Origin of the sequence: Lysobacter cavernae, assembly GCF_042648505.1 — a bacterium.
Classification (GTDB): domain Bacteria; phylum Pseudomonadota; class Gammaproteobacteria; order Xanthomonadales; family Xanthomonadaceae; genus Lysobacter_L; species Lysobacter_L cavernae.
Window position 1 is genome coordinate 15,985 of record NZ_JBHRXK010000002.1, and the last position, 12,753, is coordinate 28,737.

Annotated in this window: 10 protein-coding genes; 8 read left to right on the plus strand and 2 right to left on the minus strand. The window is 69.0% G+C overall.

Going from position 1 to position 12,753, the window contains the following annotated elements; translation table 11 throughout:
- Window positions 1-2: 2 nt before the first annotated feature.
- From ACFOLC_RS04520 to ACFOLC_RS04545, 6 genes are all read left to right on the plus strand, one after another.
- On the plus strand, window positions 3-1,160 hold the full coding sequence (locus ACFOLC_RS04520; RefSeq protein ID WP_386758019.1) for a threonine dehydratase: 1,158 nt from the start codon (window positions 3-5) through the stop codon (window positions 1,158-1,160).
- Window positions 1,157-2,710, plus strand: a complete 1,554-nt coding sequence (locus tag ACFOLC_RS04525; RefSeq protein ID WP_386758021.1) for a 2-isopropylmalate synthase — start codon at window positions 1,157-1,159, stop codon at window positions 2,708-2,710. Before ACFOLC_RS04520 ends, ACFOLC_RS04525 begins: the two co-directional genes overlap by 4 nt.
- Before the next feature lie 33 nt (window positions 2,711-2,743).
- Window positions 2,744-4,189: a 3-isopropylmalate dehydratase large subunit gene (gene leuC / locus ACFOLC_RS04530; protein ID WP_386758023.1), complete on the plus strand. Its 1,446-nt coding sequence runs from the start codon at window positions 2,744-2,746 to the stop codon at window positions 4,187-4,189.
- 145 nt (window positions 4,190-4,334) lie between these two features.
- Window positions 4,335-4,931 (plus strand): 3-isopropylmalate dehydratase small subunit, encoded by a 597-nt coding sequence (leuD, locus tag ACFOLC_RS04535; RefSeq protein WP_386758025.1) that lies wholly within the window; start codon window positions 4,335-4,337, stop codon window positions 4,929-4,931.
- Window positions 4,921-6,024: a 3-isopropylmalate dehydrogenase gene (leuB, locus tag ACFOLC_RS04540; RefSeq protein ID WP_386758027.1), complete on the plus strand. Its 1,104-nt coding sequence runs from the start codon at window positions 4,921-4,923 to the stop codon at window positions 6,022-6,024. Before leuD ends, leuB begins: the two co-directional genes overlap by 11 nt.
- A gap of 62 nt (window positions 6,025-6,086) precedes the next feature.
- Window positions 6,087-6,749, plus strand: a complete 663-nt coding sequence (locus tag ACFOLC_RS04545; RefSeq protein ID WP_386758029.1) for a hypothetical protein — start codon at window positions 6,087-6,089, stop codon at window positions 6,747-6,749.
- Window positions 6,750-6,806: 57 nt separating this feature from the next.
- Here ACFOLC_RS04545 and ACFOLC_RS04550 read toward each other — a convergent pair whose 3' ends face one another.
- On the minus strand, window positions 6,807-9,971 hold the full coding sequence (locus ACFOLC_RS04550; protein ID WP_386758031.1) for an efflux RND transporter permease subunit: 3,165 nt from the start codon (window positions 9,969-9,971) through the stop codon (window positions 6,807-6,809).
- A 7-nt stretch (window positions 9,972-9,978) separates the two neighbouring features.
- Window positions 9,979-11,133, minus strand: coding sequence for an efflux RND transporter periplasmic adaptor subunit (locus tag ACFOLC_RS04555; RefSeq protein ID WP_386758033.1), 1,155 nt, complete (start codon window positions 11,131-11,133; stop codon window positions 9,979-9,981).
- A 77-nt stretch (window positions 11,134-11,210) separates the two neighbouring features.
- On the opposite strand from ACFOLC_RS04555, the gene ACFOLC_RS04560 reads away from it, so the two are divergent.
- Window positions 11,211-11,924, plus strand: coding sequence for a TetR/AcrR family transcriptional regulator (locus ACFOLC_RS04560; RefSeq protein WP_386758035.1), 714 nt, complete (start codon window positions 11,211-11,213; stop codon window positions 11,922-11,924).
- A gap of 160 nt (window positions 11,925-12,084) precedes the next feature.
- A complete protein-coding gene (locus ACFOLC_RS04565) occupies window positions 12,085-12,741 on the plus strand; it encodes a protein-L-isoaspartate O-methyltransferase family protein (RefSeq protein ID WP_386758037.1) in 657 nt (218 codons plus the stop codon).
- The last annotated feature ends 12 nt before the right edge of the window (window positions 12,742-12,753 follow it).

The following is a 12,753-nucleotide window of genomic DNA, read 5'->3' on the forward strand; positions in this document are numbered from 1 at the left end:
CGATGGACTGCGACGTACATGCCGATACAAGCACGGACGCAGGCGGCGCAACTGCCGACGTATCCGTTGCCGACGTACTGGCGGCGCAGGCCCGCCTGCGCCGCTACCTGCCGCCGACACCGCTGCATTACGCCGAACGTTTCGGCTGCTGGCTGAAACTGGAAAACCTGCAGCGCACCGGCTCTTACAAGGTGCGCGGCGCGCTCAATGCACTGTTGGCCGGTCGCGAGCGCGGCGACACGCGCCAGGTGATCACGGCATCCGCCGGCAACCATGCCCAGGGCATGGCCTGGGCCGCCTATCGCCTGGGCATACACGCGATCACGGTGATGCCGCGCAGCGCGCCGCAGACCAAGATCGCCGGCGTCGCCCACTGGGGCGCGACCGTGCGCCTGCATGGCGACAGCTACGACGAAGCCAAGGCTTTCGCCGCCGAACTGGCGGCGCAGAACGATTACCGGCTGCTGTCGGCATTCGACGATGCCGACGTGATCGCCGGACAAGGCACCGTCGGCCTGGAACTGGCCGCGCTGGCACCGGACGTGGTGCTGGTGCCGATCGGCGGTGGCGGGCTCGCCTCCGGCGTCGCGCTGGCGCTGAAATGGGCGTGCCTGTCGGCGCCGCAGACGGCCCGACGCGTGCGCGTGATCGGCGCGCAGGTCGAAGGCGTCGATTCGATGTCGCGTGCCTTGCGCGGCGACCGCACCCTGCGCGAACCGGTGGCAACGCTGGCCGACGGCGTGCGCGTCAAGGAACCCGGTTACCTGACCCAGAGCGTGCTCGAACGCCTGCTCGACGATGTCATCGTCGTGCGCGAAGCCGAGCTGCGTGAAACGCTGGTGCGGCTGGCACTGGAAGAACACGTCATCGCCGAAGGCGCCGGCGCACTGGCGCTGGCCGCCGGCCGCCGCGTTGCCGGCAAGCGCAAGTGCGCGGTCGTGTCCGGCGGCAACCTCGATGCCGGCGTGTTGGCGCAGCTGCTGTCGGACGTTCGCCCACGCGCGCCGCGGCGGCCGCGCCGTCGCCACCGCGAACTGGGCGCCGCCACCGCTTTGGAGCCGGCCATCGCCATGATCGGCCCGGCTTCCGCTGCTTTCCCCACTTCACCCTCCCGCGCCGCCGTCACTGCGCGCGCACACGACGAGGAGCTCACCGCATGAACGACCCCGCAGCCCGAGTACGCATCTTCGACACCAGCCTGCGCGACGGTGAGCAATCGCCCGGCTGCAGCATGACCGCGCCGCAGAAGCTGCGCTTCGCCCACGCCCTCGCCGAGCTCGGCGTCGACGTGATCGAGGCCGGGTTCCCGGCCAGCTCCGAAGCCGACATGGACGCGGTGCGCTCCATCGCACGCGAGGTGCGCAACGCCACCGTCGCCACGCTGGCACGTTGCCACACCGGCGACATCGACGCCTGCGCCCGTGCACTCGAAGGCGCCGTGCATCCGCGCATCCACGTCTTCATCTCGACCAGTCCGCTGCACCGCGAACACAAGCTGGGCCTGAGCCGTGAGCAGGTACTGGAACGCGCGGTGATGGGCGTCGAGCGGGCACGCAGGTACGTCGACGACGTCGAGTTCTCGGCCGAAGACGCGCTGCGCACCGAACCGGAGTTCCTCGCCGAAATCTGCAGCGCTGCGCTTGCAAGCGGTGCACGCACGCTCAACATCCCCGACACCGTCGGCTACACCACGCCGAGCGAGATCCGCGCATTGTTCGAATACCTGCGCGCGAACGTGGCGCGCGCCGATGAAGCGGTATTCAGCGCCCACTGCCACAACGACCTGGGACTGGCCGTGGCCAACTCGCTGGCCGCGATCGAAGGCGGGGCGCGCCAGGTCGAGTGCACCATCAATGGCATCGGCGAACGCGCCGGTAACTGCGCGCTGGAAGAACTGGTGATGGCGCTGCGCGTGCGCGGCGAGTACTACGACGCGCACACCCGCATCGATACGCGTCGGCTGGTGCCGACCTCGCGCCTGCTGTCGCGCATCACCGGCATGGCCGTGCAGCGCAACAAGGCGGTGGTCGGGCAGAACGCGTTCGCGCACGAGTCCGGCATCCACCAGCACGGCATGCTCAAGCACCGCGGCACTTACGAGATCATGCGCCCGGAAGACGTGGGCTGGGCGCAGTCGCAGATGGTGATGGGCCGCCACAGCGGCCGCGCTGCTTTGAGCGACCGCCTGCAGGCACTGGGCTTCGCTCTGGATGAAGCCAAGCTCAACTCGGTGTTCGCCAGCTTCAAGGCCTTGGCCGAGAAGAAGCGCGAGGTGTTCGACGCCGATCTGGAAGCGCTGGTGCTGGGTACCGACGCGCGTGCGGTACGCGGCCATCGTCTGGCACGCCTGCACGTCAGCACCGGCGTCGCCCAGGACAGCCTGCCCACCGCCAGCGTGCAACTGGTCGACGCCGACGGCAACACCGTCAGCGAGGCCGCGGTCGGCGACGGACCGGTGCATGCGCTGTTCGCCGCGCTCGCGCGCGCCACCGGGCTGAATCTGGACATCGAGAGCTACCAGGTATCAAGCGTCACCACCGGCGACGATGCCCAGGGCCAGGCAAGCATCACCGCGCGTGTCGACGGCATCGAGCTGACCGGCTCGGGCACCAGCACCGACATCCTCGAAGCCAGCGCCCTGGCCTGGCTCGACATCGCCAACCGCGTGCAGCGCACGCGCCAACCGCAACGCCTGGCGGCGACCGCCTGAGACCTCATCGCAATGTCATCGACCGCATCATCAATGAAAGCGCCCACCACCTTGTTCGACAAACTGTGGGACGCCCACGTCGTCACTCCCGAGAGCGACACCGCGCCAGCGACGCTCTACATCGACCTGCACCTGATCCACGAGGTCACCTCACCGCAAGCCTTCGCCGAACTCGACGCACGTGGCCTGCCGGTGCGCCGGCCCGAGCGCACCAAGGGCACGCCCGACCATTCCACGCCGACGCTGCCGCCCGACGCCAATGGCCGGCGCCCGTACGCCAGCGTTGAGGCACGCGCGCAGGTCGACAAGCTGCGCGAGAACTGCACGCGCTTCGGCGTCGAGCTGTTCGACTACGACAGCCCGCACCGCGGCATCGTCCACGTGATGGGCCCGGAGCTGGGCCTGACCCAGCCCGGCCAGACCATCGTCTGCGGCGACAGCCACACCGCCACACACGGCGCGTTCGGCGCGCTCGCCTTTGGCATCGGCACCAGCGAGGTCGGCCACGTGCTGGCGACGCAGTGCCTGCTGCAGCGCAAGCCGAAGACGCTGGCGATCACCGTCGACGGCGAGCTGCCCCCCGGCGTCGGCGCCAAGGACCTGATCCTGCACGTGATCGGCGTGATCGGCGTCAACGGCGGCACCGGCCACGTCATCGAGTACCGCGGCAGCGCGATCCGCGCGCTGTCGATGGAGCAGCGCATGACGGTGTGCAACATGTCGATCGAAGCCGGTGCGCGCGCCGGACTGATCGCACCGGACGCGGTCACCTTCGACTATCTGCGCGGTCGCCCGCGCGTCCCGCAAGGTGCCGACTTCGATACAGCGGTCGCGCTCTGGCGCGAGTTCCGCAGCGACGATGGGGCAACGTTCGACCGCGAAGTGCGCATCGATGCGCGCGACATCCAGCCGACCGTGACCTGGGGCACGCATCCGGGCCAGGTCGCGGTGATCGCCGGCAACGTGCCGGCCGACAGCAACAGCGACGACGCCAAGGCCCGCGACTACATGGGCTGGCAGGCCGGTGCGGCGTTGGCCGGGCGCGCGGTCGACGTGGTCTTCGTCGGCAGCTGCACCAACTCGCGCCTGTCCGACCTGCGCGAGACCGCGCGCGTGCTGCGCGGCCGCCACGTGCATCCGCGCGTGCGCATGCTGGTGGTGCCCGGTTCCGAACAGGTCAAGCGCGAGGCCGAGGCCGAAGGCATCGACGCGATCGTGCGTGCCGCCGGTGCCGAGTGGCGCGAACCGGGCTGCTCGATGTGCATCGCCATGAACGGCGACCTGGTCGCACCGGGGCAGCTCGCCGTGTCGACCAGCAATCGCAACTTCGAGGGCCGCCAGGGCAAGGGCGCGCGCACGGTGCTGGCCTCACCGGCCACCGCCGCCGCCTGCGCCGTCGCCGGCGAGATCACCGATCCGCGGCCGTACCTGACCACCGCGCCGGCCGAGCAGCCGTCGGTCGAGCTGGAGCACGTCTGATGCCCGTCACGCCTGCCACTGCTTCTGCTCGTCATCCCCGCGTAGGCGGGGATCCAGCGACTTTGCTTTTGTCGACACCCCGGCAAAAGGCACTGGGTTCCCGCCTTCGCGGGAATGACGGATTTCATTTCCCGGAGCACTCCTGATGCGCCCCTTCACCGAACTGACCTCGCGCACCGTCGTGCTGCGCGAGCGCAACATCGACACCGACCAGATCATCCCGGCGCGCTTCCTGACCACCACCGAGCGCAAGGGCCTGGGCAAGCACGCCTTCAACGACTGGCGCAGCCTGCCGGACGGTACGCCCAACCCGGAGTTCGCGTTCAACAAGCCCGAGAACATCGGCGCGCGCATCCTCGTCGCCGGCCGCAACTTCGGCTGCGGCTCCTCACGCGAGCACGCGCCGTGGGCGCTGACCGACCTCGGCCTGCGCGCGGTGATCAGCGCCGAGATCGCCGACATCTTCCGCAGCAACGCGCTGAAGAACGGCCTGCTGCCGATCGTGCTCGACGAGGCCGTGGTCGACGAACTGCTCGATCGCCCCGGCATCGAGCTGCACATCGACGTCGCCAGTCGCAGCGTGACGCTGCCGGGCGGCACGCGCGTGCAGTTCCCGCTCGACGCCTTCGCCCAGACCTGCCTGCTCGAAGGCGTCGATCAGCTCGGCTACCTGCTCAAGCAACAACCCGCCATCCAACGTTACGAAAACACTGTTGACAGGAGCGCGCGTCATGCAAGCTGACATCGTCGTTCTGCCGGGCGACGGCATCGGCCCGGAAGTCACCGCCGCCGCGGTCGAGGTGCTGCGCGCGGTCGGCCAGCGCTACGGTCACGATTTCCGTTTTGAAGAGAAGCTGATCGGTGGCGCCGCCATCGACGCCACCGGCGAGGCGCTGCCGGCCGACACACTGGCCGCGGCGCAGCGCGCCGATGCGGTGCTGCTCGGCGCGGTCGGCGGGCCGAAGTGGTCCGACCCGAAGGCGCCGGTGCGGCCCGAGCAGGGGCTGCTGGCGATCCGCAAGGCGCTGGGCCTGTACGCCAACCTGCGCCCGGTCAAACCGCATCCGGCCGCGCTCGGCGCCTCGCCGATCAAGCCACACCTGCTCAACGGCGTCGACCTGATGGTCGTGCGCGAGCTGACCGGCGGTATCTACTTCGGCCAGAAACAGCGCACGGCCGGCTCTGACGGCAACGAATCCGCCAGTGACCTGTGCGAGTACTCCACCGCCGAGATCGAACGCGTGGTGCGCCGCGCCTGCACGCTGGCGCGCACCCGTCGCGGCCGCGTCACCTCGGTCGACAAGGCCAACGTGCTGGAGACCTCGCGGCTGTGGCGCGAAGTCGCCACGCGCGTGGTGCGCGACGAGTTCCCCGACGTGCAGCTGGAGCACCAGCTGGTCGACTCGATGGCGATGCACCTGCTGGCCAAGCCGCGCGAGTACGACGTCATCGTCACCGAGAACATGTTCGGCGACATCCTCACCGACGAGGCCTCGATGCTGGCCGGCTCGCTCGGCCTGCTGCCGTCGGCCTCGCTCGGTGGAGGCCGCGTCGGCCTGTACGAACCGATCCACGGCTCCGCGCCCGACATCGCCGGCCGCGGCATCGCCAATCCCTACGCGACGATCCTCAGCACCGCGCTGCTGCTGCGTCATTCGCTAGGTCTGGAAGACGAGGCCAGGTGCGTGGAGAAGGCGGTCAGCGGCGCGCTCGACAGCGGCGTGTTCACCGCCGACCTGGCTCCGGGCGGCCGCGGCGCGAGCACACGCCAGGCGACGGCGGCGGTGCTGGAGCAGCTGCAGCTCGAATGTCTGCCGGTGGTGATGCGCGACTGACGCCACGCATGCGCAGGCGGCCGTGTTGCGGTAGCGCCTGCGCGACCGCTACGGTGCGTGGCATGACGACCCATGCCCGCACCGCCCTGCTGCCCCTCGCCCTGCTGCTGGCACTCAACGCCTGCAGCTCGACGCCCGCGACCACGGCGGGCGAAGGCTTGCCTTCCTCCATCCCGCATGCCGCCGATGGCTCGGCGCTGACCAGTCCAGCTAATGCGTTCTTCCAGAACGTGGCCGCGCTGTGCGGCCACGCCTACGCCGGCCGCATCGTCGCCGACACGCCCGCACCCACCACTGCCGATCCGTTCGCCGGCAAGCCGCTGGTCATGCACGTGCGCGAGTGCGACAAGGACGTCATCCGCATCCCGTTCTTCGTCGGCGACGACCGCTCGCGCACCTGGCTGCTGAGGCGCACCGCCGACGGCCTGCGCCTGAAACACGATCACCGCCATCAGGACGGCAGCGAGGACGCGGTCACGATGTACGGCGGCGACAGCGCCGCCCCCGGCAGCGCCCGGCGCCAGGAATTCCCGGTCGATGCCGAATCGAAGGCGATGTTCGATCGTGAAGGTCGCAGCGTGTCGAACAGCAACGTCTGGGCGATGGAGGTCGAGCCGGGCCGACGTTTCGTCTACGAGCTGTCGCGGCCCGGACGCCTGTTCCGCGTCGAATTCGACCTGACCCGGCCGCTCCCCGCGCCACCGCCGCCGTGGGGCAGCCGCTGACGGCAACGAAAAGGGCGCCACGGTGGGCGCCCTTTTCGGTTGCCCAGTCCACTGCGCTCACGCCTCCTGCGGCGCCTTCACCTTGAACCAGGCCGCGTACAACGCCGGCAGGAACAGCAGCGTCAGGAACGTCGCCACCGTAAGGCCGCCCATGATCGCCACCGCCATCGGCCCGAAGAAGGCGCTGCGCGACAGCGGGATCATCGCCAGGATCGCCGCCAGCGCGGTCAACACGATCGGACGGAAGCGACGCACGGTCGCCTCGACAATCGCCTGCCACGGCGGCGCACCTTCGCCGATGTCGTGCTCGATCTGGTCGACCAGGATCACCGAGTTGCGCATGATCATGCCGGCCAGCGCGATCGTGCCCAGCATCGCGACGAAGCCGAACGGCACGCGGAACACCAGCAGAAATAGTGTTACGCCGATAAGCCCCAGCGGCGCCGTCAGCAGCACCATGAAGCTGCGCGAGAAACTGCGCAGCTGCAGCATCAGCAGCGTGAACACCACGAACACGAACAACGGCACGCCGGCGGCGATGGAACGCTGGCCGCGGCCCGAGTCCTCGACGCTGCCGCCGACATCGATCGAATAGCCGTACGGCAGCTGTGCGCGCAGCCCGTCCAGCGTCGGCGAGATCTGCGCGGTCACCGTCGCCGGCTGCGTGCCGTCGTAGATGTCGGCGCGCACGGTCATGGTCGGCTGGCGGTCGCGGTGCCAGATGATGCCTTCCTCGAAACCGTAGTCGAGCGTGGCGATCTGCGTCAGCGGCACGCTGGTGCCCTTGCTGGTCGGCACCATCAGGCTGCCGAGCATGTCCAGGCGCAGACGCTCCTGGTCCGGGCCGCGCAGCAGCATCTCGACCAGCTCGTTGCCTTCACGGTAGGTGCTGATGTGCGAACCCGACAGCGAGCTCGACAGGAACTGCGACAGGCCGGCGGAGCTGACGCCGAGCGCACGCGCGCGCTCCTGGTCGACCTGCAGACGCACGACCTTGTTCGGCTCATCCCAGTCGAGGTTGACGTTGGCGACGTGCGGGTTGTCGCGGAACTTCTTCTGCACCCGGTAGGCGATCTCGCGCACCTTCTCGATGTGCTCGCCGGACACGCGGAACTGCACCGGGTAGCCCACCGGCGGGCCGTTCTCCAGTCGCGTCACGCGCATCTGCAATTCGGGAAAGCGCTTGAACACATCCTCGATCAGCCAGGCGCGAAGGTCCTCGCGCGCGTGCAGATCCTTCGGCGTCAATACGAACTGGGCAAAGTTGGCCGCCGGCAGTTGCTGGTCAAGCGGCAGGTAGTAACGCGGCGAACCGGTGCCGACGTAGGCGACGTAGTTGGCCAGGTCCTTGCGCTGCTTGAGGATCGCTTCCAGCCGCTGCGCCTGCGTGGTGGTCGCACGCAGCGAGCTGCCTTCGGCCAGCTCGATGTCGACCATCAGCTCCGGCCGGGTCGAGTCCGGGAAGAACTGCTGCGGCACGAAGCGGAACAGGAACACCGACACGACGAACGCGGCGGCGGTAATGCCGATGATCAGCCAGCGCCGGCGCACGCAGAATGTCACCCACTCGCGGAAGCGCACGTAGAACCTGCTCGCATACGGATCGTGCGCATGACCGTCGATCGGCGGCTTCGGCGCGAGGTAGTCGTGGAAGGCGGGGAAGCGATCGGCCAGGCGCACGCGGAAGTCGTGCCAACGCGCGGGCAGCGAGCCCGGCTTCGGCGGCTTGGCCGCATGCCCATAGTCCGGTAGCAGCTTGTCGCCCAGGTACGGAATGAACGCGACCGCGGCGACCCACGACACCACCAGGGCGATCGTCACCACCTCGAACAGCGAGCGCGTGTACTCGCCAGTGCTCGACTTGGCGGTGGCGATCGGCAGGAAGCCGGCGGCGGTGATCAACGTGCCGGTCAGCATCGGGAAGGCGGTGCTGTCCCAGGCGAACGCGGCGGCCTTCATCCGGCTGAAGCCCTGCTCCATCTTGATCGCCATCATCTCCACCGCGATGATCGCGTCGTCGACCAGCAGGCCCAGGGCGAGCACCAGCGCGCCGAGCGAGATCTTGTGCAGGCCGACGCCGAAGAAGTCCATCACCGCGAAGGTCATCGCCAGCACCAGCGGGATCGACAGCGCCACCACGAAGCCGGTGCGCATGCCCAGCGAGAAGAAGCTCACCAGCAGCACGATAGCGACCGCTTCGGACAGCACCTTGACGAACTCGCCGACCGACTCCTCGACCGCCGCCGGCTGGTCGGAGACCTTGCGCAGCTGCATGCCGGCCGGCAACGTCTTCTGCAGGCTGGCGAACTCGACCTCCAGCATCTTGCCGAGCTTGAGGATGTCGCCGCCTTGCTTCATCGCTACACCTATCCCGATGGCGTCCTCGCCCATGAAGCGCATCCGCGGCGCCGGCGGATCGGAGAAACCGCGGCGCACGTCGGCGACATCGGCAAGACGGAAGGTGCGGTCACCGACGCGGATCGGGAACTCGCGGATCTGCTCGACCGACTTGAACTTGCCGCCGACGCGCAGCGGCACGCGCGTGCTGCCGGTCTCGAAGAAGCCGGCCGGCACCATCGCGTTCTGCTCGTCCAGCGCCTGCTGCACCGCCGAGGCCGGCACGCCCAGCGTGGACAACTTGACGTTGGACAACTCGATCCAGACCTTCTCGTCCTGCACGCCGAACAGCTCGATCTTGCCGACGTCCGGCTGCTTCTGCAGCGCCAGCTGCACGCGCTCGGCGTAGTCCTTGAGCACGGCGTAGTCGAAGCCCTGGCCGGTCAGCGCGTAGATGTTGCCGAAGGTGTCGCCGAACTCGTCGTTGAAGAACGGGCCGACCACGTCGCCGGGCAAGGTCGCGCGGATATCGCCGATCTTCTTGCGCACCTGGTACCACAGCGGCTCGATGTCCTTGGAGCGCAGCGAGTCCTTGGCGACGAACATCACCTGCGACTCGCCGGCGCGCGAGTACGAGCGGATGAACTCGTACTGGCCGGTCTCCATCAGCTTCTTTTCGACGCGCTCGGTGACCTGGCGCGAGACTTCCTCGGCGGTCGCGCCCGGCCACAGCGTACGGATCACCATCACCTTGAAGGTGAAGGCCGGGTCCTCGCTGCGCCCCAGGCGCAGGTACGAGAACATGCCGGCGATCGCCATCACCAGCATCGCGTAGACGATCAGGCTGCGGTGGCGCAGCGCCCATTCGGACAGGTTGAAGCGCATGTCGGCCTCAGCGCGTGGCGGTAGCGGTAGCGGCGGCCGTCACGGCGACCGGTCGGTTGTCGCGATCGACCGGTTGCACCTTCTGCCCGGCGCGCAGCAGGTGCCCGCCGGCGGCGACGACCCAGTCGTCCGCGCTCAGCCCGCTCTTCACCGGCACGCGGTCTTCACCGAAGGCGCCGGTCTGCACCGGCTGCAATTTCACCGTCGAGGTCCTGGCGTCGATCACGTACACCGCGTTGCCGCCGTTGCTGCGCTGCACAGCCGCCATCGGCACGCTCAGGCTGCCGTTGCCGTTGGTGGGCAGGTAGACGCGTGCGCTCTGGCCGAGTTCGAGTGCGTCGGCCGGCGCCTCGACGCTGGCGCGCGCGGCGTAGGTGCGCGAGGCCGGGTCGGCAGCCGGAGAAATCTCGCGGATGCGGCCATTCCAGCGCTGACCGCTGCGCGACCACGACTCCACCTGCACAGGCTGGCCCGGCTTGACCGTGGCGACCATGCCTTCGGGCAGGGCGAAGGCGATCTCGCGCACGCCGTCGGCGGCCAGCGTGAACGCGGTCTGCCCGGCCGCGACGACTTGCCCGGCCTCGACGCTGCGCGTGGCGATCACGCCGTCGCGCGGCGCGCGCAGCTGCGAATAGGCGGCCTGGTTGCGCGCGACCTCGAGGTTGGCGCGGGCGGCGTTGGCCTGCCCCTGCGCGGCTTTCGCGGCGGCATCCTGTGCATCCAGCGTCGAGCGGCTGACCAGTTGGTCATCGGCCAGCTTGGCAAAACGGGATTGGTCAGAACGGGCGCGGCCGAGTTCGGCCTCGGCCGCGGCAAGTTGCGCCTGCGCCGCGCGCGTCTGCGCCTGCAGGTCGCCCGGATCGAGCACGGCGATGACCTCGCCCTGACGGACGTGGTCGCCGACGTCGACCTGGCGCTCGATGAGCTTGCCGCCGACGCGGAACGACAGTGGGCTTTCCTCGCGCGCATGCACTTCGCCGGCGAAGGCGGTGGCGGTGTGTGACGAGGCGGTCGGGTGCGTTACCAGCACCGGCCGCGCGGCCTCCGCGGGCGCGGCATCGCGGCCGCAGGCCACCAGCAATCCAATCGACAGCAACAAGGGCGACAGCCGGGTCAGCGCCGGAACGGCGCGACGGGCAGCGGCATGGGGACGGCTGCGCATTGCGGGAGACCTCGGGGTTAATTAATGTACCTGGTGGTACTGTATAAATATCAAACCCAATAGTCTAGTATTCAAGCATGACCGCTACACGCAAGCCCGCAGCCCCACATTCCGCTGCCAGCCCGCCCTCACCTTCCGTGCCCGCACACGGCGCCAAGCCCGCCGGTCCCGGGCGCCCGAAAGACCTCGGCAAGCGGGCGGCGATCCTGGACGCGGCCAAACGCATGTTCACCCGGAACGGTTTCGACGGAACCAGCATGGACCAGATCGCCGCCGAGGCCGGGGTGTCCAAGCTCACCGTCTACAGCCACTTCGGCGACAAGGACAGCCTGTTCGTGGCCGCGGTGAAATCGCATTGCGAGCGCTCGCTGCCGTCGTCGCTGTTCGAGCCGGCGCCGGGCACGCCGCTGCGCGAGCGCCTGCTGACGATCGCCCGTGCGTTCTACGAGATGATCAGCAGCCCCGAGGCGGTCGCCGGCCATCGCATGCTGTGCACGCCGCAGCTGGCCACCTCGGCATTGCCGAAGCTGTTCTGGGAGGCCGGGCCGATGCGCGTGCAGGACGACTTCGCGGCGCTGCTGGAACGCCGCATCGCCGCCGGCGAGCTCGTCATCCCCGACGTACCGCGCGCCGCCGCGCAGTTCTTCACCCTGCTCAAGGGCGAGCCGCATGCCTGCCTGGTGTTCGGCTGCGATGCCCCGGACGAGGGCGAGATCACCACCCATCTGGCGGCCTCGGTCGACCTGTTCCTGCGCGCTTACGTCGCACCGTCCGGGACGGAGCAGGCATGAGCACGACGCAGGCCCGGGCGCTGGTTACTTCAGTCTTGGTTACTTCTGGCACTCAGGCCGTCCACCGGCACGCGGCGATGCTGTGCACCGCGCCCGCGTCGGCCCGGTAACGCAATCCCGGTACAATTCGCGGTCTTCCGCGCGAGATATCTGCCCCCCGATGAACACGATGGATTACGCCAAGGCACGCGAATTGATGGTCGAGCAGCAGGTCCGCCCCTGGGACGTGCTCGACCCGCGCGTGCTCGACGCGCTGGCGACCGTGCCGCGCGATGCATTCGTGCCGGCCGCCCACCGCAACCTGGCTTACGCCGACCTGGCGCTGCCGCTGGCGCACGGCGAATTCATGATGAAGCCGGTGCTCGAAGGCCGTGCGCTGCAGGCGCTGGCCCTGGACCCGGGCGACGACGTGCTCGAGATCGGTACCGGCAGTGGTTTCCTCACCGCCTGCCTCGGCCACCTCGCACGCGAAGTGGTCAGCCTGGAGCGCCACGCCGACCTCGCCGACGCCGCGCGTTCGGTGCTGGCCGCGCACGCCATCAACAACGCCCAGGTCGTCACCGCCGACGCCTTCGCCTACACCACCGAGCGCCGCTTCAGCGCGATCTGCGTGACCGCCGCCGTCGACGTCATCCCGCAGCGCTTCCTCGACTGGCTGCAGCCCGACGGACGCCTGTTCGTGGTCCGTGGCCGCTCGCCGGCGATGGAAGCCGTGCTGGTGCGCAACGAAGTCAACGCGCCGCGCATCCAATCGTTGTTTGAAACCGACCTCCCCTACCTCGTTGGCGCAGCCCCCGTGCCGACCTTTGAGTTTTAAGGACAAGGACCT